Annotated in this window: 21 protein-coding genes; 14 read left to right on the forward strand and 7 right to left on the reverse strand. The window is 72.0% G+C overall.

Translation table 11 applies throughout. The annotated features are described in order from the left end of the window. Positions 1–3: 3 nt before the first annotated feature. From AB0F98_RS09810 to AB0F98_RS09825, 4 genes are all read left to right on the forward strand, one after another. Positions 4–2,874 carry a hypothetical protein gene (locus AB0F98_RS09810; RefSeq protein WP_357731520.1) on the forward strand — a complete coding sequence of 957 codons (2,871 nt, stop codon included), beginning with the start codon at positions 4–6 and terminating at the stop codon, positions 2,872–2,874. Positions 2,875–2,985: 111 nt separating this feature from the next. Continuing rightward, the gene (locus AB0F98_RS09815; protein ID WP_357731523.1) at positions 2,986–3,585 is read left to right on the forward strand and encodes a TetR/AcrR family transcriptional regulator; all 600 of its coding nucleotides are present in this window, start codon (positions 2,986–2,988) and stop codon (positions 3,583–3,585) included. A gap of 114 nt (positions 3,586–3,699) precedes the next feature. Continuing rightward, entirely contained in the window at positions 3,700–5,037 is a 1,338-nt protein-coding gene (locus AB0F98_RS09820; protein ID WP_357731526.1) for a biotin carboxylase N-terminal domain-containing protein, read from the forward strand. A 170-nt stretch (positions 5,038–5,207) separates the two neighbouring features. After that, entirely contained in the window at positions 5,208–6,119 is a 912-nt protein-coding gene (locus tag AB0F98_RS09825) for a hydroxymethylglutaryl-CoA lyase (RefSeq protein WP_357731529.1), read from the forward strand. Positions 6,120–6,272: 153 nt separating this feature from the next. Here AB0F98_RS09825 and AB0F98_RS09830 read toward each other — a convergent pair whose 3' ends face one another. After that, on the reverse strand, positions 6,273–6,848 hold the full coding sequence (locus AB0F98_RS09830) for a snapalysin family zinc-dependent metalloprotease (RefSeq protein ID WP_357731532.1): 576 nt from the start codon (positions 6,846–6,848) through the stop codon (positions 6,273–6,275). 159 nt (positions 6,849–7,007) lie between these two features. Here AB0F98_RS09830 and AB0F98_RS09835 point away from each other — a divergent pair, with 159 nt between their 5' ends. The 3 genes from AB0F98_RS09835 (at position 7,008) to AB0F98_RS09845 (ending at position 12,544) form a co-directional block, all read left to right on the forward strand. Beyond that, positions 7,008–8,540, forward strand: a complete 1,533-nt coding sequence (locus AB0F98_RS09835; RefSeq protein ID WP_357731535.1) for an acyl-CoA carboxylase subunit beta — start codon at positions 7,008–7,010, stop codon at positions 8,538–8,540. 67 nt (positions 8,541–8,607) lie between these two features. After that, positions 8,608–9,756 carry an acyl-CoA dehydrogenase family protein gene (locus AB0F98_RS09840; protein WP_357731539.1) on the forward strand — a complete coding sequence of 383 codons (1,149 nt, stop codon included), beginning with the start codon at positions 8,608–8,610 and terminating at the stop codon, positions 9,754–9,756. A gap of 115 nt (positions 9,757–9,871) precedes the next feature. Next, positions 9,872–12,544, forward strand: a complete 2,673-nt coding sequence (locus tag AB0F98_RS09845) for a helix-turn-helix domain-containing protein (RefSeq protein WP_357731543.1) — start codon at positions 9,872–9,874, stop codon at positions 12,542–12,544. Between the two features lie 292 nt (positions 12,545–12,836). Here the strand turns inward: AB0F98_RS09845 and AB0F98_RS09850 are convergent, their stop codons facing one another. Next, positions 12,837–13,334, reverse strand: a complete 498-nt coding sequence (locus tag AB0F98_RS09850; RefSeq protein ID WP_357732448.1) for a MarR family transcriptional regulator — start codon at positions 13,332–13,334, stop codon at positions 12,837–12,839. 98 nt (positions 13,335–13,432) lie between these two features. Between AB0F98_RS09850 and AB0F98_RS09855 the strand changes: the two genes are divergently transcribed. Further along, positions 13,433–14,014, forward strand: a complete 582-nt coding sequence (locus AB0F98_RS09855; RefSeq protein WP_357731546.1) for a YceI family protein — start codon at positions 13,433–13,435, stop codon at positions 14,012–14,014. Between the two features lie 283 nt (positions 14,015–14,297). Then, positions 14,298–15,776, forward strand: coding sequence for a glutamate--cysteine ligase (locus tag AB0F98_RS09860; RefSeq protein ID WP_357731549.1), 1,479 nt, complete (start codon positions 14,298–14,300; stop codon positions 15,774–15,776). A 123-nt stretch (positions 15,777–15,899) separates the two neighbouring features. Here the strand turns inward: AB0F98_RS09860 and AB0F98_RS09865 are convergent, their stop codons facing one another. Then, positions 15,900–17,297, reverse strand: coding sequence for a hypothetical protein (locus AB0F98_RS09865; protein WP_357731552.1), 1,398 nt, complete (start codon positions 17,295–17,297; stop codon positions 15,900–15,902). 122 nt (positions 17,298–17,419) lie between these two features. Here AB0F98_RS09865 and AB0F98_RS09870 point away from each other — a divergent pair, with 122 nt between their 5' ends. Beyond that, positions 17,420–18,115 (forward strand): PASTA domain-containing protein, encoded by a 696-nt coding sequence (locus tag AB0F98_RS09870; protein WP_357731555.1) that lies wholly within the window; start codon positions 17,420–17,422, stop codon positions 18,113–18,115. Between the two features lie 130 nt (positions 18,116–18,245). Then, positions 18,246–19,043, forward strand: a complete 798-nt coding sequence (locus AB0F98_RS09875) for a PASTA domain-containing protein (RefSeq protein WP_357731558.1) — start codon at positions 18,246–18,248, stop codon at positions 19,041–19,043. Positions 19,044–19,078: 35 nt separating this feature from the next. Here AB0F98_RS09875 and AB0F98_RS09880 read toward each other — a convergent pair whose 3' ends face one another. The 3 genes from AB0F98_RS09880 to AB0F98_RS09890 form a co-directional block, all read right to left on the reverse strand. Continuing rightward, positions 19,079–19,555, reverse strand: coding sequence for a hypothetical protein (locus AB0F98_RS09880; RefSeq protein WP_357731561.1), 477 nt, complete (start codon positions 19,553–19,555; stop codon positions 19,079–19,081). A gap of 100 nt (positions 19,556–19,655) precedes the next feature. Then, entirely contained in the window at positions 19,656–19,949 is a 294-nt protein-coding gene (locus AB0F98_RS09885; RefSeq protein WP_076468599.1) for a hypothetical protein, read from the reverse strand. Beyond that, positions 19,916–20,113: a hypothetical protein gene (locus AB0F98_RS09890; RefSeq protein WP_357732518.1), complete on the reverse strand. Its 198-nt coding sequence runs from the start codon at positions 20,111–20,113 to the stop codon at positions 19,916–19,918. Before AB0F98_RS09890 ends, AB0F98_RS09885 begins: the two co-directional genes overlap by 34 nt. A 503-nt stretch (positions 20,114–20,616) precedes the next feature. Here AB0F98_RS09890 and AB0F98_RS09895 point away from each other — a divergent pair. The 3 genes from AB0F98_RS09895 to AB0F98_RS09905 all read left to right on the forward strand — a co-directional run bounded on the left by AB0F98_RS09895 (position 20,617) and on the right by AB0F98_RS09905 (position 22,328). Next, positions 20,617–21,498 (forward strand): helix-turn-helix transcriptional regulator, encoded by an 882-nt coding sequence (locus AB0F98_RS09895; protein WP_357731566.1) that lies wholly within the window; start codon positions 20,617–20,619, stop codon positions 21,496–21,498. Continuing rightward, the gene (locus AB0F98_RS09900; RefSeq protein WP_357731569.1) at positions 21,468–21,689 is read left to right on the forward strand and encodes a DUF397 domain-containing protein; all 222 of its coding nucleotides are present in this window, start codon (positions 21,468–21,470) and stop codon (positions 21,687–21,689) included. The genes AB0F98_RS09895 and AB0F98_RS09900 overlap by 31 nt, the downstream gene beginning before the upstream one ends. Before the next feature lie 237 nt (positions 21,690–21,926). Then, positions 21,927–22,328 carry a hypothetical protein gene (locus AB0F98_RS09905; RefSeq protein ID WP_357731572.1) on the forward strand — a complete coding sequence of 134 codons (402 nt, stop codon included), beginning with the start codon at positions 21,927–21,929 and terminating at the stop codon, positions 22,326–22,328. On the opposite strand, the gene AB0F98_RS09910 is transcribed toward AB0F98_RS09905, so the two are convergent. Next, positions 22,296–22,895: a hypothetical protein gene (locus tag AB0F98_RS09910; protein WP_357731575.1), complete on the reverse strand. Its 600-nt coding sequence runs from the start codon at positions 22,893–22,895 to the stop codon at positions 22,296–22,298. The genes AB0F98_RS09905 and AB0F98_RS09910 overlap by 33 nt on opposite strands. Positions 22,896–23,056 lie beyond the last annotated feature (161 nt).

A 23,056-nucleotide genomic window follows, 5' to 3' on the forward strand; every position in this document is an offset into this window, starting at 1 on the left:
CGGGTGGACACGATCGAGGACCTCTGGCGGGTGTTCCGGCAGGTCTGCAACATGCCGTTCGGGCCGGGACAGATCGCCGCGCTGGAGCAACTGCTCCGGCGGGTCGACGCGGCCGAGGACCGTGAGCTGGCCTTCGTCACCCGGTTGCAGGGCACCAACGCGTACACGTACGGCGGCGAGCCGGCGAAGTCCTTCGTCACCTTCTCCTGGTGCCTCGCCGAGTTCGACCGGGATCCGCAGCCCTACCATGCCCGCTACGCGGGGCAGCTGCTCTGGCACTTCAAGTACATGGTCAACCTCATGCTGAAGTTTCCCGAGGTGCCGCTCGACCGGACGTACGCGGTCATCGACGACATGGAGCAGCGTTACCGGGCCGGCGGGCACAGCCTCCAGGCCGTGTACAAGCACCGGTTCCGGGTGGCCGAGCACGTCGGCGACAGCGACGCGGCCGCGCACTGGTACCGGCTCTGGCAGACCACGCCGCGCGACGACCTCTCCGACTGCGCCGGCTGCGACCCGACCACCGAGGTGCAGTACCTCGCCGACACCGGCCGGTACGCCGAGGCGGCGACCCTCGCCGAGCCGGTGCTCGCCGGCCGGCTCACCTGCAGTGAGCAGCCGCAGGCCATCCTGACCGCGCTGCTCGTGCCGTACCTGCGGTCGGGGCGGCACGAGGACGCGCGCAACGCGCACCGGACGGCGTACCGCCGGATGCGCGGCAACATCTCCGACCTGTGGGACATCGGCGACCACATCGAGTTCTGCATGGTGACCGGTAACGAGGCGCGGGCCCTGGAGCTGGTCGAGCGGCACCTGGACTGGCTGGATCGGTCGCCCTCCCCGGCCGCCACCATGCACTTCGCGGCGACGGCCTCGGCGGCGCTCAAGCAGGTGGACGGTGAGCTGACCGTGTACCGGCGGGCGGCGGGTGACCGGCCGGCCGCCGACGTCCCGGCGGCCCGGCTCTCCGCGGAACTGGCCCGGACCGCCACCGAGCTGGCCTCCCGGTTCGACGCCCGTAACGGCACCGCCCGCCAGTCCGAGCTGGTCGCGGCCCGCCTCGCGATGCGGCCGACCGGTGAGCATCTGCCGCTCTCGGCGAGCGTGCGCCGTCGTGCACCGCGCCCGGATTCCCCGGCGGCGGACCTCACGCCGCTAGACGTCGAGGGCGCGGTCGTTCCGAACCCGGTGCCACCGGAGATTCCGGCGGACGCCGGCGCCGACCAACTGCTCGACCTCGCCGAGTCGAGCTGGCACCGGCACGACCGCCCCGGCTTCCGGGCCGCCCTGGCCGCGTACGACGAGCGGTTCGGCGCGGCGGAGCCCACCCCTTCGGCGGGGGCTCGCCGGCTGGAGCTTCGGGCGGCCGAGCTGAGCGACGGCGAGCAGGTCGCGGAGGCGATCGAGACCGCCCGGGCGGCAACAGCCGCCCACCGGGAACTGGGGGACGAGGTCCGGGCACAGGTGGTTGCCAGCCGGCTCGGTGTGCTGCTCGCGATGGCCGAGGAGAGCAGGCAGGAAGGGCTGGCGCTGGTCGAGGCGGCCGCCGAAGCGCTGGACCGGATCGGGGACGACCGGCAGCGGGCCGCCGCGTACGACCGGGTGGCGCTCGCGCTGATGCACGGCGAGCGCTGGGCCGAGGCGCTGGCCGTGCTGGAGCGGATCCCGGCGGAGGCGGTCGACGACCCGTACCTGGAACTGCGGGTCGCGCTGCACCGCGCCCACGCACTCGAAGAGTCGGAGCAGGCGGCGGAGTTCCGCGCGGCGGCCGAACGGGCCCGGACGCTCGCCCGGGAGTTGGGCGTCGGCGAGTTGCTGATGAGTGCCTGCCTGGCGTACGCGCGGGCGGCGGACGACCCGGCGGAGGCGGTGACCGCCTGCGACGAGGCACTGCGCGTGGCGCCGCGAGCCGCCCTGGTCGCGGTCCGGGTCACCCGGGCCCGGGCGCTGATGGCGGCCGGGCGGGCCGACGACGCGGTGGACGACTTCGCCGAGGCGGTCACGCTCTGCGTGGAGCAGGGCGCGCCGGGCGACGCCCTGCTGCGCTGGGAGCTGGCCAACGCGTACCGGGTCGCCGGCCGGTTGCACGAGGCGGCCGAGGTCGCCGAGGAGGCCGTGATCGGGCTCGACAAGCTCGGGGCTCAGGTTCAGGCCGACCGTTGCCGTTACCTGTTGGCCGGCATCTACCAGGGGCTCGGCGAGATCGACCCGGCGCTCGCACTGCTGGAGCAGCTGGCGGAGAACCTGGACGGGCCGGACAACCTGCCGCACCGGGCGGAGATGCTGGAAGAGGCCGGCGGGCTGCTCTACGACGCGGACCGGGACGCGGCGGCCGCCGGGCGGTTCGCGGCGGCGGCGAGCGCGTACGAGCTGGCCGGGCACCCGGTGGACGAACTGCGGGCCCGTCGGCGCGAGGCGTACGCGTGGATGTGGGCCGGTGACGGCGCCGCGGCTCTTCGCGTCCTGGAGATGATGGACCGCCTCGCGGCGGCGCTCGCCGAGGACTCGGAGCCGCCGGCGACGTACGAGCGGGCGATGGCGGCCGAGGTGGCGGCTCGGGTGCTGGCCGGCGACGGCCGGGAGAGCGAGGCGCTGGACCGGCTGGACGGGGTGCCCGACCGCCTCCGCACGATCGAGGCGTTCGGCGAGGCGGCACAGGTCGAGATCTTCACCGGTGAGCTGCTGCTGCGGCTGGACCGGCCGGCCGAGGCGGAGCGGTTGCTGCGCGTGGTGCTGGGTGGGCTGCCCGTCGGCACCCGGCCGGTCCAGCAGGCCGCGTGGCTACTGGCCCAGGCGCTGGACAGGCTGGGCCGCCCGGACGAGGCGGCGAAGCTGCGTACCGAGCACGATCTCGACCACGATCACGATCACTGACCATGACCCGGGCCGGCCGCCGCGCCGGTCGGCCCGGGCCATCGGCGGAGTGACCTACCGTCCCGTAACCGCGCCTGCTCCTCGCGCCGAGCGCGGGTCTACGCTTGCCTCGTGACGGTGGAGCAGCAGGCGCGGGGCGCGGCCGGCGCGAACCGGCGCCGTTCCCGTAAGGACGAGATCCTCGAGATCGCGGTCGGCCTCTTTGCCGCCCGTGGCTACCACGGGGTCTCGATGGACGACATCGGTGCGGCGGCCGGGGTCACCGGGCCGGCCCTTTACCATCACTTCGCCGGCAAGGAGGCCATGCTGGTCGCCGCGCTCATCCCGGTGAGCGAGGGGCTGCTGGCCGGCGGCCGCGAACGTGCCACCGCGCACCCGGACGATCCGCGGGCCGCGCTGGAGTCGCTCATCGACTTCCACGTCGAATTCGCGCTGGCGAACCCGGCGGTGATCGCCCTGCACCTGCACGAACTGGACCGTCTTCCCGACGAGCCGCGCCGCCGGATCCGCCGCCTTCAGCGGCTCTACGTCGAGGAGTGGGTGACGGTGCTCACCGCCCTGCACCCGGGCATGCCCGACGGTGAGGCGCGGGTGCTGGCGCACGCGGCGTTCGGCCTGATGAACTCCACCCCGTTCCTCGGCGGCGAGGTGGACCGCCGTCGCCGCGCGGAACTGCTCCGCGGCGCCACCCTGGCCGCCCTCCTGGCCTGATCTCGTCCCATTCCGCCGCCCGGTCCATGCGGTGGATGGGGGTGGGACTCGTGCGTCACGGTGCGGGCGTGGTTTTCTGACATCCGTCCCCACCCCTGGACGCCTGGAGGAAACATGATCGAGTCGCTGCTGGTCGCCAACCGGGGCGAGATCGCCCGCCGGATCATTCGTACCGCCAGGCGGCTCGGCGTCCGGGCGATCGCGGTGCACTCGGAGGCCGATGCCGACCTGCCGTTCGTCGCCGAGGCCGACGAGGCGGTGTGTGTGGGGCCGGCCAACCCCGCGCAGAGCTACCGCAACGCCGAGGCGATCCTCGACGCCGCCAAGTCCACCGGGGCGCAGGCCATCCACCCCGGGTACGGCTTCCTGTCGGAGAACGCCGACTTCGCCCGTACCGTCGAGTCGAGCGGGTTGGTCTGGGTCGGACCCGGCGCCGACGCGATCGCCGCGATGGGCGACAAGATCAATGCCCGGAACCTCATGGCGGCGGCCGGTGTCCCGGTCGCCCCCGGCACCACCGAGCCCGCCGCCGACCTCGCGGCGGCGGTCGCCGCGGCGGCCGAGATCGGCTACCCGGTGATGGTGAAGGCCGCGGCCGGCGGTGGCGGCATGGGCATGGGTGTCGCCACCGACGAGGCGGCGCTGCGCACCGAGTACGACAAGGTGCGCTCGTTCGCCGAGCGGATGTTCGGCGACGGCTCGGTGCTGATCGAGCGGTACTTCCCGCGGGTCCGCCACGTCGAGGTGCAGATCCTCGGTCTCGCCGACGGTCGTGTGGTCGCGCTCGGCGAGCGCGAGTGTTCGGTGCAGCGCCGCAACCAGAAGCTGGTCGAGGAGTCCCCGTCACCGGCGGTCGGCCCCGAGCTGCGGGAGCGGTTCCTCGCCGCGGCGGTACGGGCGGGCGAGGCGGTGAACTACCGCAACGCGGGCACAGTCGAGTGCCTGCTGGACCCGACCACGCAGGAGTTCTTCTTCCTGGAGATGAACACCAGGCTCCAGGTGGAGCACCCGGTGACCGAGCTGGTCTACGGCATCGACCTGGTGGCGGAGCAGCTGCGGGTGGCCTCCGGGCTGGCCCCGACGTTCGACCCGGAGGCGCTGGTTCCGCGCGGGCACGCGATCGAGCTGAGGATCAACGCCGAGGACCCGAAGCGCTTCCTCCCCGGCCCGGGCGTGATCAGCACGTGGACCGAGCCGGTCGGTGAGGGTGTACGGGTCGACTCCGGCTACGCCGCCGGCAACACGGTCACCCCGTTCTACGACAGCCTGATGGCCAAGCTGATCGTCAGCGGGGCGGACCGGGCCGAGGCGATCGAGCGCGCGAAGGCGGCCGTGGCCGGGTTCGAGATCGCCGGCCCCAAGTGCAACCTCCCCTTCTTCGCCGAACTGCTGGAGCACCCCGAGTTCCTCTCCGGCGACTACGACACCCGCATCGTCACCCACCTCCGCTAACCCAACCCCCCGGGGCCCCTCCACCCCCCACCCCCGCACCGTTGATCATGAAGTTATTGCCCTGCGCCGCGGCGTGTCGCAGCAACAACTTCATGATCAACCTGTGGGGCGGGCGGGGTGACATGCTGGGGGTGAACAGGACCAGCACCGTCACAGTGAGGTGACCCCTTATGACGAGCCTGCCGAACGCCGTGTCGATCCGGGAGGTCGGACCCCGCGACGGGTTGCAGAACGAGGACCCGATCCCGACGGACGCCAAGGTGCGCCTGCTCGACGCGCTCTCCCGCACCGGCGTGAAGCGGATCGAGGCGGTGTCCTTCGTGCACCCGAAGGCGATCCCGCAGATGGCCGACGCGGACGAAGTGTGGCAACGCGCCGACCGGGTCGACGGGGTGCGCTACTCGGCGCTGGTGCCGAACACCCGCGGCGCGCAGCGCGCGCTGGCCGCCGGGTTCACCGAGATCGAGGTGGTGGTCTCGGCCAGCGACACGCACAACCGACGCAACGTCAACCGCTCGACGGAGGAGTCGCTGGACGACATCGCCGAGTTGATCGACCTGCTGCACGGTGCGGGCGCGCGCGCCGAGGTGATCGTCGCGACCAGCTTCGGCTGCCCGTACGAAGGGGACATCGACCCGCAGCGGGTCGCCGGCATCGTGGACCGGGTCGTCCGTGACGGCGCCGACCGCGTCGCGTTCGGTGACACCACGGGGATGGGCACGCCACGCCGGGTGCGGGAGCTGCTGACGGCGGTACGCGACCGCAACGCGCACATCCCGGTGCTGCTGCACTTCCACAACACCCGCGGTACGGCGCTGGCGAATCTGCTCACCGCGCTGGAGTTGGGGGTCACCGAGTTCGACGCCAGTGTCGGTGGCCTCGGTGGCTGCCCGTACGCCCCAGGGGCGAGCGGCAACCTCGCCACCGAGGAGGCGGTGCACATGCTGCACGACATGGGCATCGAGACCGGCATCGACCTGGACGCCCTCGTCGAGGTCGCCGAACTGGCCGAGCGGCTGGTGGGCCGGCAACTGCCGTCCGGTGTGCTCCGCGCCGGGCCACGTACGCGACTGGCCCGATAGGCGGGGCGGGTCCGTTCCGGGCCCCCGAACGACGCAGGGGCCGGCGACGACGCCGGCCCCTGCGGACCGACGACGCCGGCCCCTGCGGACCGACGACGCCGGCCCCTGCGGACCGACGACGCCGGCCCCTGCGGACCAGCGGCCCCTGGTCGGTCAGCCCACCGTCACGGCGGCGGCCGGCCAGCTGTCGCGGAAGATCTGGCTTCCGGTGCTGTCCGTGGCGTGTTCGGGGGCGACGCGGGTGCCGGCGAAGAGGTTGCTGACCCGGTTCGCCTCGGTCGTGCTCGGGTACGGGTTCGTGCAGCTGGTGCCGGCGCTGCCGCCGGACATCAGGATCGCGCAGTTTCCGTTGTAGTTGTCCGGCAGGCCGAGGATGTGCCCGATCTCGTGGGTCATGATCCGCAGCGGGCTGTACTGCTGGGCCTGTTGGGTGTCGATGTAGACCCGGCCGTTGCCGAGGCTGGTCCGGATGGCGTACGAGCCACCGCCGGTGATCTGGTAGATCCGCAGGTTCGAGCCGCAGTTCGCCGACAGGGTCAGGTTCGTCGTGGCGTTGTTCCAGATCGAGGCGGCCTGGTTGGCGACGCTGGCGAAGCTCCCCGCCTGGCTGGTGTTGTAGCAGATGGTCATGGCGGCGGATGCCGGTGCCGGGTTTGCCACAGTGACGCCGAGGGTGGCAAGCGCCGTCGCGACGGAGGCGGCCGCGAGCCGGCCGATTCGTGAGGTCATGACGCACTCCAATCCGGAAGGTGCTGGGGTGCCAGGAGCCTAGCCATAGAGATAGGCCGATATCAATATGTGGCGGGATGGTCGTCGGCCGAGTGGTTCGTCGTGACCGGGATGCGCTAACCTAACGATCGTTCAGGTCGGTACGGCGAGGGGGTCGGCGTGACGCTCGACGGTGAGGCACTGGAGCAGCTGCGCAAGCGGGCCAAGGCCGGCGGGGCGGACAAGTACCACGCGGCGAACGCCGCCAAGGGCAAGCTCTTCGCCCGGGAGAGGGTCGCGCTCCTGGTCGACGAGGGCAGCTTCGTCGAGGACGGCCTCTACGCCAACGCGCTGGCCGACGGGCTCCCCGCCGACGGTGTGGTGACCGGCACCGCCACCATCGACGGCCGGGCGGTCTGCCTGATGGCGAACGACTCCACGGTCAAGGCCGGCAGCTGGGGCGCCCGCACGGTCGAGAAGATCATTCGGATCATCGAGCGGGCGTACGACACGGGCGTGCCCATGGTCTACCTGGTCGACTCGGCCGGCGCCCGGATCACCGACCAGGTCGAGCTCTTCCCCGGTCGACGCGGCGCCGGAAAGATCTTCTGGAACCAGGTTCGCGCCTCAGGCTCCATCCCGCAGGTCTGCGCGCTCTTCGGACCGAGCGCCGCCGGCGGGGCGTACATCCCGGCCTTCTGCGACGTGGTGGCCATGGTCGAGGGCAACGCCAGCATGTACCTCGGCTCGGACCGGATGGTCGAGATGGTCACCGGCGAGAAGACCACGCTGGAGGCGATGGGCGGGGCGAAGGTGCACTGCGCCGAGTCCGGCGTCGGGCACTTCCTTTGCAAGACCGACGCCGAGGCGCTCGACGTGGTGAAGCGCTACCTGTCGTACCTGCCGGCGAACTGGACGCAGGCCCCGCCGGTCGGTGAGGCCGTGCCGGCGTCCGAGAAGGCCGACCTGGCCGCGCTGGTGCCGGCGAGCGAGCGGCAGGCGTTCGACATGCGACGGTACGTCAAGGGCCTGCTCGACGAGGGGTCCTTCTTCGAGATCCAGGCGCTCTGGGCCAAGGAGCTGACCATCGGCTTCGGCCGGCTGAACGGCGAGGTCGTCGGCGTGGTCGGCAACAACTCGATGTTCAAGGGTGGCGTCCTCTTCGTCGACTCGGCCGACAAGGCCACCCGGTTCGTGCAGCTCTGCGACGCGTTCAACGTGCCGCTTCTCTTCCTCTCCGACGTACCCGGCTTCATGGTCGGCAGCGCGGTGGAGAAGCAGGGCATCATCCGCCACGGCGCCAAGATGATCACCGCGATCTCCGAGGCGACCGTGCCGAAGATCTGCGTCGTGGTCCGCAAGGCGTACGGCGCGGGTCTCTACGCGATGGCCGGCCCCGGCTTCGAGCCGGACGCCACGATCGCGCTCCCCACCGCGAAGATCGCCGTGATGGGCGCCGAGGCGGCGGTGAACGCCGTCTACGCCAACAAGATCGCCGCGATCGCCGACGAGGCGGAGCGCGCCGCCTTCGTCGCCGCGAAGCGTGAGGAGTACGAGCGCGACATCGACATCGTCCGCCTCGCCAGCGAACTGGTGGTGGACGCGATCGTTGAGCCGTACGAACTGCGGGCCGAACTGGTCCGCCGCTTCGCCGCCGCGCGCGGCAAGGATCGCAGCTTCTCCCGGCGCCGGCACGGCGTCACCCCGGTCTGATCGACCATTCCCGCGTCTGCCGCCGGCGTCACGAGCGCCCGGTCGGCCTGTCCGTACAGGAGGAACCATGGACTTCCGGCTCACCGAGGAGCAAGAGGCGCTGCGGGAGAGCGTGCGGGACTTCGCGCGCGAGGTGGTCGCGCCGGTCATCGCCGAGCACTACGAGAAGCACACCTTCCCGTACGAGGTGGTCCGGCAGATGGGCAAGATGGGCCTCTTCGGGCTGCCCTTCTCCGAGGAGTACGGCGGCATGGGCGGCAACTACTTCACGCTCTGCCTAGCGCTGGAGGAACTGGCCCGGGTCGACTCCAGCGTCGCCATCACGCTGGAGGCCGCGATCTCCCTCGGCGCGATGCCGATCTACCGGTTCGGCACCGAGGAGCAGAAGGCCCAGTGGCTGCCGAAGCTGATCAGCGGTGAGGCTCTGGCCGGCTTCGGGCTCACCGAGCCGGGCGTCGGCTCCGACGCGGGTGGCACGCAGACCCGTGCCGTGCTCGACGGCGACGAATGGGTGATCAACGGGTCGAAGGCGTTCATCACCAACTCCGGCACGGACATCACCACGCTGGTCACGGTCACCGCGGTCACCGGCACCCGGCCGGACGGCTCGAAGGAGCTCTCCACGATCATCGTGCCCTCGGGCACCCCGGGTTTCACCGTCGCCCCGGGGTACTCGAAGGTGGGTTGGAACGCCTCGGACACGCACGAGCTGACCTTCGACGACTGCCGGGTACCGGCGGGCAACCTGCTCGGCGAGCGGGGCCGGGGTTTCGCCCAGTTCCTGCGCATCCTCGACGAGGGACGGATCGCCATCGCCGCGCTCGCGGTGGGCCTCGCGCAGGGCTGCGTCGACGAGTCGCTGAAGTACGCCCGGGAGCGGCATGCCTTCGGCCAGCCGATCGGGAACTACCAGGCCATCCAGTTCAAGATTGCCGACATGGAGATGCGGGCACACACGGCCCGGCTGGCGTACTACGACGCGGCCGCGCGGATGCTCGCGGGCGAGCCGTTCAAGCGGCAGGCCGCCATGGCCAAGTTGCACGCCAGCACCATCGCGGTGGACAACGCCCGGGAGGCCACCCAGATCCACGGCGGCTACGGCTTCATGAACGAGTACCCGGTGGCCCGGTTCTGGCGGGACTCGAAGATCCTCGAGATCGGTGAGGGCACCAGCGAGGTGCAGCGGATGATCATCGCCCGCGACCTCGGCCTCTGAGGACATCGGCGATCGGGAGGGCGGGCGGCGACGGCTGTCGGGTTTCGGCCGAGGAACGTCGGCAGCCCGACGCTGAGCTGCCGGACCTCGTACCTGGTCCGTAGTCTTCCACTCCGTGACTCCGGCTCGTGATCGCTCGCCCGACCCGGCTGACGGCTTCGGCCTGCCGGAACTCCTGCGTGGGCACCGGCTCGCTGCCGGCCTCACCCAGGTCGAGCTGGCGAACCGCGCCGGGGTGGGCGTACGGACGGTGCGCGACCTGGAACGCGGCCGTTCCTCCCGGCCCCAGCGGACCACCGTCGAGCTGCTGGCCGGGGCGCTCGAGCTCAGCGGCGCCGCCCGGGCGGCGTTCCTCACCGTGGCTCGGGGGCCGGTCGGGGTCGAACCGGCCGCCCCGACGTCGGGCTCGGCGGCGGTCACCCGGTTCGGGACCGGGGAACCCGGGCTGGCGGTGACGTTGCCGCCGCCGGTCGAGTTGGTCGGGCGCGACCGGGACGTCACCGAACTGGTCGCCATGCTGACCGACGAGCTCGGTCCCCGACTGGTGAGCCTTGTCGGCCTGGCGGGAGTCGGCAAGTCCGCGCTGGCCCTGACCGTTGGTCACGCGGTGGCGGGCAGCCACCCCGGCGGCGTCGCCGGGGTGCTGGTCGGGGAGGGGTCGGACGCGCACGACGTACTCGCCATCTCGGTGGCCGTGTTCGGCGCGACCCGCGCGCCGGAACTCGCCGCCCGCCTCGCCGGCCGTCCGGCGCTGCTAGTGGTGGACGCCGCCGAGCGCGCCCCCGGTCCGGTGGCCGAGGTGCTGCACCGGCTGATCGCCGCCGTGCCCTCGCTCCGGGTGCTGGTCACCGGGCGACATCCGGTCGGTCTGTCCGGGGAGCGGGTGTGGCCGGTGACGCCCCTCGATGTGCCGCCTCCGGAGGCGGAGCTGTCCGAGCCCGCGGCGCTGACCGGGTGGCCGGCGGCCGAACTCTTCATCGCTCGTCTCGCCCAGGTGCGCCGCGAGCCGCCCGCTCGCGCCGAGCTGCCGGCCATCGCGGCGCTCGTTCGCCGGCTCGGTGGCCTGCCGCTCGCCATCGAACTGGTGGCCGCGCGCGGACGGGTTCTCGACCCGGCCGAGCTGCTCGATCGGTACGGCGACCGCGTTCTCGACCTCGCCACCCCAGACACGTACGCGCAGAGTCGAGGATGGGGGCGGGGCGGGGCGGAGCCGGACGCGCCCTCGGGGGCGGTCACGCTCCGGGACGCCGTGGCGGCCAGCTACCGGCTACTCGCGCCGGAGGAGCGGGTCGCGCTGTGCCGGCTCGCCGCGTTCGGCCATCGCTGGTCCGTCGAGCTGGCCGAGGAGATGCTCGCCTGCGACGCGGACGCGGACGGCACGGTGGCGATCGATCCCGTTCCGGTGCTGGACCGGCTCGCCGAGCTCGGCCTGCTGAGCGTATTCGGCACCGGGCCGTTGCGGTTCCGTCTGCTGGACGCGGTCCGCGAATTCGCCATCGAGCAGGCCGCGGGGGCCGGAAAGCTGACGCACATCCGCCGCCGACACGCTGGCGTGATCGCCGCGCTGGTTGCCCGCACCGTGCCCGACCTGGTCGGCGCCCGCCTCACCGGTGCGGTGCGTCGGCTCGACGAGATGAACGGTGACATCAGCTCAGCGTTGGCGCACGCGGCCACCGACGATCCGCTGACCGCACTGCGGCTCGCGTCGGGACTGTCACGCTGGTGGCGGTTCCGGGGGCGCGACGTGGCGGGACGGCAGTGGCTGCGCAGGCTGCTGGCCGATCCGCGTACCGCCGACGCCGACCCGGCCCTGCGGGCGCGGGCGGAGCTGGGGGCGGCCCGGCTCGCCGCCGAGCACGGGTCCGCCGACGAGGAACTGCCCGCGGCGTGGGCGGCCCTGGACACGTTCCGGCGTACCGGCGACGTGCCGGGGCAGCTCGCGGCGCGCACCGTGCTCGGCAGCCTGCTGATCCGCACCGGCCGGCCGGTGGAGGCCCGGGAGCAGGCCGAGGCGGTACTGCAGTTGGCCACGCGGCACGGACGGATCCGGGACGTGGCGGTGGCACAGAACTATCTGGCCTGGCACGAGGTCCGCCTCGCCGATCTGGCTGCGGCTCGGCGTCGGATCGCCGCAGTGGACCGGATCGCGGCCGAGCGGGGGGAGCAGCGGCTGCGGGTCCTGGCGCGGGCGAACCTGGCCGAGGTGGCCCGGCTGGAGGGGCGGTACGGCGACGCCGTCGACCAGGGCCGTCGGGTGATGGCGATGCTCGCGGAGCTGGGTGATCCCGGGCACCGCCGCCGGATGCTCGGCCGGGTGGGGCTGGCGCTGGCCCAGGCCGGCCGGGCGGGTGAAGCCGCCGAGGTGCTGGCCGAGCTTCGGGCCTGCGCCCCGGTGCGAGTGCGGCTGCGTCCCCGGTGGGAACACCCTGTGCCCCGGCAGCGTCCGGCCGCCGCACCGGCCGGCCTGGCCGCCGACCACGGCGGCTGGCGGTGGCCGCACCCCGAGGCGGGAATCTGCGCGCTGATCGAGGGCAATCTCGCGCTGCACCAGGGCGACCGGGAGTTGGCGGCGGAGTGGTTCAGCGCGGCGGCTGAGGCCGGTGCGGATGGTTACCACCGCCGCGACACGGTGGAGGCGCTTGTCGGCCTCGCTGCCAGCACCGGCGATCCGGCCGTGCTGGACCGGTTGGAGCGGGTGTGCCAGGAGGGCGCGATCCGGCTGTTGCCGCACGAGGAGGAGCTGCTCTACGCGCTGGTCGCCGTCCGGGGAGGTCGGGCCGCCCGGTAGAACGATGGGGCCGCCGCGAACGGCGGCGGACCGTGGCGCTGGCCGGAAGCCGGCTCGACGGCCCGTGCCCGCGGCGGGCTCACCGGTCCGTCGAACCTCTGCGTCGGTCGGAGTGGCGCGGGCGAAGAGCCCCCTCGTTGCTAACCCCTCGCTGTCCGCCCGCGCCGGCACCCCCCGGTGATCCCTGCTGAGGCGAAGATTAGCCAGCGGGTGCCCGCCGGTTGGTCCGATTTCGCAATCGGTGTCCGGTGGTCCGGCAGTTCTGCCGGTCTTTCTGCCGGTACGTCTGCCGTCAGGCGGCCGGGCCGTCGGCGTCGCCGCACTGGCTGCCGCTCCCAGCGGTGGCGCAGGGATGTACGGCGTCGCGGACCCGCCGGAGGGCATCGAGCAGCGCCTCCAGCGACTTCGGGTCGAGCTGGCCGAGGAACCACTCCTCGATGATGCGCAGGTGCCCGGGGAGCACCTCGTTCCAGCGCTGCATCCCGGCCTCGGTCACCACCGCGAACGAGCTGCGCCGGTCGGAGGGGCAGGCGCGGCGGGTGAGCAGGCCGTCGCGTTCCATCCGGTCGACCACCCGGGTCACCCCGCTGGTGGAGAGGGTGGTCTGGGCGGCGAGATCGGTCATCCGGAGCTGGTTGTTGGGCGAGCGGGCCAGCCGCGTGAGCACCTCGAACTCGACCGGGGAGAGATCATGTTCTTCGAACTGGGCGGCGAACCGGGCCGACAGCGCGGCGTGCACCTCGTACAGGAGGCCAACGGCGGTGATCCCGGGGGCGTCGAACACGTTCATCACCCCTGCATCCTATCAGTTGTTGACACGGGGAATATTGAGCTGGTTATAGTTGCTACGTCAGCCGTTGGGCTACTAAACCAATCCGGAGGAGCATCATGACCAGCAGCACCGAGGCTGTGACCCGCGAGTGGGAGGGTCTCACCATTCCCACCCCCGGCACGTATGCGCTGGATGCCGCGCACAAGCGCGTCGGCTTCGTTGCGCGCCACATGATGGTGTCCAAGGTGCGTGGCGAGTTCACCGAGGCCGCCGCCACGATCACCGTAGCCGAGGACCCCATGCAGTCCTCCGTCACCGCGACCATCCAGGCCGCCAGCATCCACACCGGCGCGCCTGACCGCGACGGCCACGTGCGCAGCGGCGACTTCCTCGACGTCGAGAAGTTCCAGACCCTGGAGTTCCGCAGCACCGGGGTGAAGTCCCGCCACGGCAACGAGTTCGTCCTCCTCGGCGAGCTGACCATCAAGGACGTGACCCGCCCGGTCGAGCTGCATGTCGAGTTCGAGGGCGTCGGCCGCAGCCCCTTCGGCCAGGACATCTTCGGCTTCTCGGCGAAGACGGAGATCGACCGCGAGGAGTTCGGCCTGACCTGGAACGTCGCGATCGAGAGCGGCGGTGTGCTGGTCGGCAAGAAGGTCAAGATCGAGATCGAGGGCGAGGCCATCCGGCAGGCCTGACCCCGGTTCGTACGCACGGGCCCGCGCCAGACATCGGCGCGGGCCCGGCGTCGTCTTCATGTGCGGATCGTCACCGTTCGGGCACAGAGCTGACCCGATCACGCGGTGCGCCAGCTGGGTAGAGATGCCGTGAGAGCTCATCTCGCGGCGTCCCGGCGGTCCGGTCGCACGGATCGACGGCCGTCCGCCTCTGGTCCTGGCGAGGTGAGCGCTCTTAACGTTATGGGCTGACAACGCGCGTCGGACGGTACGGCTCGGTCGCGCCTTATGCCGGGAGGGGCACATGGGCAGGGACGTCGCGCAGGGCGCCTTCTCCCGGGAGGACCGCGTCCGCTACCGGCAGAAGGTCCGTCGGTGCCTGGACGTGTTCGCCCTGATGCTGGACGACTTCGGCTTCGACGCCGACCGGCCGATGACCGGGCTGGAGATCGAACTCAACCTGATCGACTCGACCGCCGAGCCGGCGATGCGCAACGAGGAGATCCTGGCCCATATCGCCGATCCGCTCTTCCAGACCGAGTTGGGTCAGTTCAACCTCGAACTGAACGCGCTGCCCCGGCTCATCGAGGGCACCGGCTTCGCCGACTACGAGAACGACCTGCGCGGCAGTCTTGCCCGAGCGGACGAGCGCGCCGCCAAGTCGGACGCGAAGATCCTGCTCGTCGGCATCCTGCCCACGCTCACCGAACAGCACCTGATCGCGGACAACCTCTCCACGAACGAGCGTTACCGGGCGCTCAACGACCAGATCGTCGGTGCCCGCGGCGAGGACATCGAGCTCGACATCCGGGGCGTCGAGCGGCTGCGTACGCACACCGACTCGATCGCGCCGGAGGCCGCCTGCACCAGCCTCCAGTTCCACCTCCAGGTCGCACCGGACAGCTTCGCCGACTACTGGAACGCATCGCAGGCCATCGCCGCCGTGCAGGTGGCGGTCGGTGCGAACTCCCCGTACCTCTACGGCCGGCAGCTCTGGGCCGAAACCCGGATCGCCCTGTTCGAGCAGGCCACCGACACCCGCCCGGACGAACTGAAGGCGCAGGGCGTACGACCCCGGGTGTGGTTCGGCGAGCGGTGGATCACCTCGATCTTCGACCTGTTCGAAGAGAACGTCCGGTACTTCCCGCCGCTACTGCCCATCTGCGAGGACGAGGACCCGGTGGAGGTACTGCACGCCGGCGGAGTGCCCAGGCTCGGTGAGCTGCGTCTGCACAACGGCACGGTGTACCGGTGGAACCGGCCCGTCTACGACATCATGGACGGCCGTCCGCACCTGCGGGTGGAGAACCGGGTGCTGCCGGCCGGGCCGACGGTGGTGGACATGCTGGCCAACGCCGCGTTCTACTTCGGCCTGGCCCGCGCGCTCGCGGAGGCGGACCGGCCGATCTGGAGCCAGCTGACGTTCAGCTCCGCCGAGGAGAACTTCCACGCCGCCGCCCGACGCGGCATGGACGCCGTGCTGCACTGGCCGAGGCTCGGCGACGTACCGGTGACGGAGCTCGTGCTGGACGTGCTGTTGCCCAAGGCCGCCGCCGGCCTGGACGGTTTCGGTGTCGCCCCGGCCCAGCGGGATCGCCTGCTCGGCGTGATCGAACAGCGCTGCCGTACCGGTCGCAACGGCGCGGCCTGGCAGACCGAGGCCGTCTGGGCGGCCGAACGGCACCGGGGCATGAACCGTGACGCGGCCCTGCACCACATGGCGCAGCGATACGCCGAGCTTCAGCGCAGCAACGAGCCCGTGCACACCTGGCCGGTCGACTGATCCGGTCGAGGCAGAACTCCGGGCCTGCCCGCGGCGATTCCCCGCGCCGGACGGGCCGACCGTGCCGCCGGTCACCGCGCACCATCGCGATCGCGTTCGATCGACCGTCGGTGCGCCATGCCGTCAGCCGGTCCGACGCGGCGGCCGGGCACGACGGCCGGGCCGGGCCGCCGGCTCGACGAGCTCACCGGCGGCCTGCGGCTCGTTCGGGTCGAGCCGATCCGCTTCCCCGGTACGCGGTGCGGGCACGCGCGGGGCGGTAGGAGCGCGGGGTGGCGTGACGTCGCCGCCGTCGGCGGGACGGGTGCCGGTCGGCGACGGCGTGGCGGCCGCGCCCCCGGTCGAATCGACGGTGGTGCGGGCCGTCACCGCGGGATCGGCGCCGGTCGGGACCGTCGGCTCGGTCGCCCGCTCCGACGTCTCGACCGTCCGCTCGGATCCGCTCGCCGTGCCGGTCGAGGGCGCGGCGGCACGCGACTCGACCCGTCGGGCACGGCCCTGCGCGAGCGCCGCCACCAGCACCGAACCGCCGACCCCGACGATCACCGCGTACGGCGCGATCAGGTGCGCCGACACCTGCTCCGGACTGATCGCGGACAGGCGCGGTACGGCCAGCAGGTACGCCACCGCCACGAACAGCGGCCCGGCCGCGCCGGAGACGGCCGCACCGATCCGGTGTTCGGCCGAGCGGGCGGGGCGCCGGGCGGCCAGCACGCCGACCACCAGCGCGGAGCCGAGGGACAACGCCGCTCCCGGCCAGTAGAGGTAGTCGCGGATCCAGAACTCCGGCCGGTCCGAACTGATCTGCCAGATGCCGAGCTGAGCGCTGGCCAGACCGCGTCCGGCGAGCACCCCGTCGACCACCGCGACCACGGTGAGAAGCCAGAGCCAGGCCACCGTGGCGATCACGTTGCCGGCGGCGGCCCGCGAGCGCAGCGCCCAGAGCGCGGTCAACACACCCATCAGCACGCCGATCGCCGCGTACCCGGCGGCGAGCCGCTGCGGGGTGCCGGTGTCCGGGGCCACCGCGACCCGGGCGGGAACCGCGACCAGCAGCACGGTGACGAGGCCGCCCAGTCCGGCCGCGACAGCGAGGGTGACTCGCCGAAGACTTCCGGCGCCGTTACCCGTTCGCCGGTCGGCCGGCATCGCGTCGTCCTGGCCGTCGAGCTGCGCGGTGCCGGGCCGTGCCGGTTCGGACGAACCGTCGGGCTGCGGTGTGGCGGTGTCGGAACCGGCTCCGAACTCAGTCGGGTCCGGCTCGCGGGTCGTCACCGTCCCGGCGGTGAGCGTGCGCTCGTGCAGCCGGTACGCGCAGATCGCGCCGAGGAGGGTCGAGGTGCCGGCGATCCAGGTGGCCCAGACCAGGCTGGCGACCCACGCCCCCCGGGCCGCACCGGCGTCGGCCGGTGCCCAGTTGATGATGCCCAACCCGTAGCCGAAGCCCAGTTGGGCCGCACCGGTGCCGGCGGCAACGCCGACGGCGGTCGCGATCGATCCTCCCCAGCCGCGTCTGGCCATGCCGGGCAGCGTAACGTCCCGTCGTCGGCGCGGCGAGTCGTCGACAACCGTCCCGCCTGGACGGTGGCGGCGGCGACCAGGCGGGAATCGGTACGGTCGCCGGTGACTGAGGCGGTGTCGGTATGACGGACGGGAACACGAGCGGAACCCTCGGCGGGAGAAGCGAGGGCAGCCCGGGACGGCTCACCGTGGTGCTCGGCGGCGGCATGGCCGCCGTGCTGCTCGCCGCGATCGGTGCGACCGGCGGTTGGCTGTTGGCGGCCGAGGACGTACGCCCGGAGAATCCGGTGGCGGCGCCGAGCGCGACCGGCGCTCCGAGCGATGGTCGCACCGAGCGGCCGACGCCCACGCGGACGACGCCGTCCGCGCCACGTAGTTCGGCGTCGACCCCCTCGGGGTTGACCGTTCCGCCGGTGATCGGCACCGACTTCACCGATGCGCGTGACGAGCTGCGCGACCGTCGGTTGGGCTGGCGACTGGTGTTCGGGGACGGCGTGGGCCGTACCGTCGAACGCACCGACCCCGAGGTCGGCCGCGAGATACGCCGGGGCATGACGGTGACCCTCTACGTGGCCGGGCCGCCGCCGCAGAGCGACGTGCCGGACGTCGTCGGCGACGACTGCGACGAGGCGGCGGATGAGCTGGTCGAGGAGGGCTTCTACCCGCAGTACCGGAGCGGGAAGCAGGGCACTGTGACAAGCCAGGAGCCGTCCGAGGGGAGCCCGGCGCGCTGGAACGACGAGGTTCGGATCTGGTGCGGGTCGCAGGAGCCGAGCCAGCCGGCGCTCTTCCCCGGGTCGGTGACCCCAACGGCCTGACCAGGGTCGGAGGTCGCCCGCCGTCGCCTGCGGGCGGGTCGGCACGTTGATCCGGGCCGATGGTTGCGTGGCCCGCTAGGTTGGCGGACAGAGGACCTGGACGCCCGCCCGGCTCGGGGAAGGACGTGCGATGAGCGACGACCGCCAGGAGCCACCCGCCGGCGACGGTGAAGGCGACGAGACCCGTCCGCTTCCGCGTTCCGGTGCCGAGCCGGGCGACCAGACCCAACGGCTGCCCGGCTCGACGGAGGGCGCCGGCGCGGCGGAGCCCCGGCGTGGACCTTCCGACGAGACGACCCCGATGGGCCGGGCCGGGGACCGCGGCGTCCCGCTACGGCCGGAGCGCGTCCCACCCTGGTCCGGCCGTGCCGAGGTGCCGCCGCCCCGCCCGCCCGACTATCGGGAGCCGGCCGGTGAGTGGTACCCGGAGGATCCGGGCGGGCGACGCTGGTGGCTGCCGATCCTGTGGGGCATCCTCGCGTTGCTCCTGGTGGCTCTGCTCGGCGTCGCGTTGTGGCTGCTGAACAACGCGGCGGACGAGCGGCGCGGCCCCGAGCCGACCGTGTCCCCCTCGCTGACCACCGTCGCGCCGAGCAGCGCCACCCCCACCTCGGCCGAGCCGACGACCGAGTCACCGACCAGTGCCTCGCCGACGGTCACGGAAGCGGTGGAAGTGCCGGTGCCGCCGCTGACCGGCCTGCCGCGGGCGAGCGCAGAGGCGCTGCTCGACCGGCTCGGGGTGAGCTACCGGGTGGAGTTCCGTCCGTCGGAGTTGCCGCCCGGGCGTGTGATCGGCACGGTCCCGGAGGCCGGCACGTTGGTGACCGAGGACGACGAGATCGTGCTCCTGATCTCCGAGACCACCACCACCTCGACGTCTCCGAGCAGCCCGTCACCGTCGGATACCAGCCCGACGGCTACCCCCTGACCAGCGGCGATTCCGCGGCACCGTCGAACCGGCGGTCACCACATCCGTCGTCGGGTGCCGACCAGGCCGAGCCCGGCCAGCGAGATGGTTAGCCCGAGGACGCCGGACCAGAAGAGCACCCGCCGGGTGTCGTCCGGCGAGTGCCGCCCGGTGGCGGTCTCTCCGGCCAGCGCGCCGCCGCCGGAACCGTTCGCCGGATCCCCTCCGGTCTGGTCGGCCGCGGCGTTCGGGTCGTCCAAGGCGTCGGTGTTCTCGTCGTCCAGCGGATCGCTGACGCCGGGCATCCCGTCCCAGCCGGGTTCGTCGTCCGGGTCGGGTGAGGTCCCTTCGCCGATCACGGTGATTTCGGGCGCGGGTACCGGCTCCGGCAGTTGGGTGGTCGAGGAGAGAGCGGGGTCGCGTACCACGACCGCGAGAGTGGTGGCGGCCCCGAAGAGCGCCAGGATTCCGAAGGCGTAGGCGATACGTGAGCGGTGTTGCCGCCGCGCGGCGGGCAGATTGAGCATGGCCATCCCAGGTTCAGGGTCCTGGACGCGCGGGGTGGAACATGCCGGGGTGGGCGTGCCCTGAGTCTAAGGCGAGACACGCCCACAAAATGCGGGTTCGCGGTGCTCAGCCCACCCGAACCGGCGTACGGGAGACCGGCCGACGCTGCCTGGCGGTGTGCGGTCGCTGCTGCGGTACGGGGCGCTGCTGCGGCACCTGCTGCAGCCCCTGCCGCTGGACGAAGATCGACCGCCGGTTGACCGCGTCCCCCGCCGCGTTCAACTCGTAGCCGTCGAGCCAGAGCCAACCGTCGTAGGTCGGCCAGTCGAGCACCCGGATCACCCGGAACTTGATGGGCCGGAGGAACTGGACACTCGCCGCGCGAGTCACGTGCAGTACGTCACCAGAGCGGGGAAGCACATGGGCTCCTGAAGGAAGTTGGCCGGCGGCTTCGCCGGCGAGTCTCGTCGGGGGGACTTTTCACGGGTCGGTTCGTCGAGGTCGTGTCTCGCGTACCGGTGGGTGGTGCGGGTGGTGGTGGTCGGGCCGTACCCGCTGGTGGCGTGCCGCCACCCGACCATCACCCGACTGCTCCCGGGTACCGCGCCCGCCGCCACAGCCAGCTGCCGTGCAGCGGCGAGGTCATCACCCTGGAGCAAATCTGGTTGTCGCCGGCCGGGTCGAGCCACTCGACAGGCCGCCCACGCTGCGTTGATCACCAACGGGTAGGCTGTCGAGACGGTGAGTAACCCCTGCCATACGGACAGACTGCACCAGCGACGTGCTTCATGCAAGTTGCACGTCGACTTTTGCCGATACGTGAGTGCGACACGTAAAACAGCGCTTGAAGCCATCGGCGTCCGGGCGTCACACTGAGAAACGGTTTCGCCCGCCCGCGGCCGGTCGACGACCGGCACCACCTCAAGCCGCGAACCGTCCGTTGTCGAAGCTTCGCGCCACGGCGGACGGCGACCATCGGCGCATTGACCGGAGGTACAGGGCGGGTGAGGGCGAACAGCCGACGATCCGGGACGACGCCCCTCCGCACGCTTCGCGGGCCGGGCACGAGACAGGGCGGGGTGGGCCGGTGAGCGAGCGGCGCAGCCCGACCATCCGACGGCGGCGGCTCGGCGCCGAGTTGCGCCGCCAACGCGAGGCGGCCGGCATCACCATCGAGGTCGTGGCCGAGCAGCTGGAGTGCTCGGCTTCCAAGATCTCCCGGATCGAGACGGGTCACACGACGGCCACCCCGCGCGACGTGCGGGACATGCTCCGGATCTACGGAGTGGTCGGCGTGGAGAGCGACGAGCTGGTCCAGATCGCGCGGGAGGCCCGGCAGAAAGGCTGGTGGCACCCGTACAGCACGGTTCTGGTCGGGGCGTACGTCGGCCTCGAGGCGGCGGCCAGCTCGATCCGCGCGTACGAGCAGCAGGTGGTGCCGGGTCTGCTCGAGACAGAGGAGTACGCCAGCGCGATGATCCGTGCCGCCCGGCCGGACTTCAGCCCGGACCAAGTCGCACAACGTGTCCGTGTCCGACTCGGTCGGCAGTCGTTGCTGACACAGGATGATCCGGTCGATCTGTGGGTGGTGCTCGATGAGACGGTGGTGAGCCGTCCGGTGGGCGGGGACGACGTGATGCGGAACCAGCTGAAACGGCTGGTCGAGGTCGCCGAGCTGCCGAACGTGACGCTGCAGATCCTGCCCTTCGAGGTGGGGGCGCACGCCGGCATGGACGGGACCTTCACCATCCTGAGCTTCCCCGAGGCCGGTGATCCGGATGTCGTGTACGCGGAGAACGCCACGGGTGGGCTCTTCCTCGAGAAGAGCGACGAACTGCAGAAGTACAGCTTCATCTTCGATCACATACGAGCGGCGGCCATTCGTCCGGAGGAGTCCATCGCACACATCGCGAAACTGGTAGAGGAGCCGTTGTGGAAATGGCGACCAAGGAGTTCCCTGTGGACCTGACGCAGGCTACGTGGTTCAAGAGCTCGAAGAGCGGGCCGAACTGTGACAACTGCGTGGAGGTGGCGTACGTGCCTGGGGCGGTCGGTGTCCGGGACTCGAAGGACAAGGCGGGGCCGGCCCTGATCTTCGCTCCGGCTGACTGGCACGCCTTCGTCGCCAGCACCAGGAACGGTGGCTTCGGTTCGCACTGAACCGTTGGGCAGAGCTGGCGGGGCGGGTCCGCGTTCGGATGGCCGGACGCGGACCCGCCCCTCGGCACTCCGAGGTCACCGGCTGATCGCCGTGATACCAGGTTTCGGGCCGTGGCGGGCGAGGATCCGCCGGAAATCCCGTCGCCACATGCGCTCCGCCTCGTTGAACCCGTCGGTACGGCGCCGGTCGAGAACCGGCCACGGGGGATCGGCAACCGAGCGAGGCAGGCGAGACGCATGACGACGATCGGGTCAGAGAACCTCACCAACGGGCCGGGAAAGCCGGAACGGTTCGGTGGCAAGTACCGCGGTGCGCGCCGGGACACCGTCCTGACCGAGGTGGGCTCGACCGACTCCGACTTGTCGGGGCGGGAGACGTCCGCGTCCGAGCCGTCGGCCGCTCCGATCACCCTGCCGTCGCTGGACCCGAACCCGCTCACCGAGCCCTCCTTCCCGCCGACCGGCTGGTCGACCGAGCCCGGTGACTCGCTGGTCGACCACCCGTTGCTGCGCGGACTGCTGATGGAGCTGCCGCCGAAGGGCAGCGTGCCGCCGCCCGGCTGGCTCGACCGCTGGTTCGAGGCGACCCGCGCGATCCTGGAGCTGCTATACGTGCAAGGGACGGCTCGCTCGCGTTGACGCGGTCTCCGGCACGCGGGCCCGCTCGGCGAGCCGGTTGTGCCGTAGCGCGTGCCGAACACCGACGGCAAGGATCCCGAGTGCCCCGGCGGTGATCGCCGGCCCGGTGACACCCGGCGCGGTGAACCGGTCACCGCCGCTCGCCGCAATCATCCCGGCCACCGTCAGCAGGGCGGTGACCTGCAATGGCAGCCCGATCAACGGATGCGCGGCCGCAGCCCGCAGCCCGTACGGCGCGGGCGTCCCCGGCGCCGTGGCGAACGCGCCGGCTCCGGCCCACAGCCGACGCACCCGGCGTACGGTGCAGACGGCGACGACCAGCGCCGGGACGGCGGTCACGTCGAGCGCGGCCGCGGCCCGGTCTGCCGGGGTGTTCCCGGCGCCGAGGAGCCCGGCCACCAGTACGGTCGCAGTCAGCGCGAGCCCGCTCAGGACCAGACCAAGCAGCCATCCGCTGTGCCGGCGGACCGCGCGGGCATTTGCCAGCCGGGGTAGCCCGTCCGCGAGGAGGCCGGCGGCCAGCCACACTGCGGCGACCGGTGGCAGGACGGCGAGATGACTCTCCATGCTGTCAGGATTTCCCGTCCGGACGGCTGGCGAATCCGGGCGGCTCCCCCGTTCGCCCCGGACGCGCTCCCGTAAGGGTCATCCTCGCGCGTTATGAAAGATTCGACATGTTTCTATGTAATACCTCCTCGACCTACTCTCAGCTAGATCGGCTGTCGTCG

The organism is Micromonospora sp. NPDC023737, assembly GCF_040639715.1.
GTDB lineage: Bacteria > Actinomycetota > Actinomycetes > Mycobacteriales > Micromonosporaceae > Micromonospora.

What these genes read in the sequence shown, in the direction of transcription:
- AB0F98_RS09820 (WP_357731526.1), top strand. Translation starts at nt 3,700, where the DNA reads ATGATCGAGTCGCTGCTGGTCGCCAACCGGGGCGAGATCGCCCGCCGG.
- AB0F98_RS09825 (WP_357731529.1), top strand. Translation starts at nt 5,208, where the DNA reads ATGACGAGCCTGCCGAACGCCGTGTCGATCCGGGAGGTCGGACCCCGC.
- AB0F98_RS09830 (WP_357731532.1), bottom strand. Translation starts at nt 6,848, where the DNA reads ATGACCTCACGAATCGGCCGGCTCGCGGCCGCCTCCGTCGCGACGGCG.
- AB0F98_RS09840 (WP_357731539.1), top strand. Translation starts at nt 8,608, where the DNA reads ATGGACTTCCGGCTCACCGAGGAGCAAGAGGCGCTGCGGGAGAGCGTG.
- AB0F98_RS09850 (WP_357732448.1), bottom strand. Translation starts at nt 13,334, where the DNA reads ATGAACGTGTTCGACGCCCCCGGGATCACCGCCGTTGGCCTCCTGTAC.
- AB0F98_RS09855 (WP_357731546.1), top strand. Translation starts at nt 13,433, where the DNA reads ATGACCAGCAGCACCGAGGCTGTGACCCGCGAGTGGGAGGGTCTCACC.
- AB0F98_RS09860 (WP_357731549.1), top strand. Translation starts at nt 14,298, where the DNA reads ATGGGCAGGGACGTCGCGCAGGGCGCCTTCTCCCGGGAGGACCGCGTC.
- AB0F98_RS09865 (WP_357731552.1), bottom strand. Translation starts at nt 17,297, where the DNA reads ATGGCCAGACGCGGCTGGGGAGGATCGATCGCGACCGCCGTCGGCGTT.
- AB0F98_RS09870 (WP_357731555.1), top strand. Translation starts at nt 17,420, where the DNA reads ATGACGGACGGGAACACGAGCGGAACCCTCGGCGGGAGAAGCGAGGGC.
- AB0F98_RS09875 (WP_357731558.1), top strand. Translation starts at nt 18,246, where the DNA reads ATGAGCGACGACCGCCAGGAGCCACCCGCCGGCGACGGTGAAGGCGAC.
- AB0F98_RS09880 (WP_357731561.1), bottom strand. Translation starts at nt 19,555, where the DNA reads ATGGCCATGCTCAATCTGCCCGCCGCGCGGCGGCAACACCGCTCACGT.
- AB0F98_RS09900 (WP_357731569.1), top strand. Translation starts at nt 21,468, where the DNA reads ATGGCGACCAAGGAGTTCCCTGTGGACCTGACGCAGGCTACGTGGTTC.
- AB0F98_RS09905 (WP_357731572.1), top strand. Translation starts at nt 21,927, where the DNA reads ATGACGACGATCGGGTCAGAGAACCTCACCAACGGGCCGGGAAAGCCG.
- AB0F98_RS09910 (WP_357731575.1), bottom strand. Translation starts at nt 22,895, where the DNA reads ATGGAGAGTCATCTCGCCGTCCTGCCACCGGTCGCCGCAGTGTGGCTG.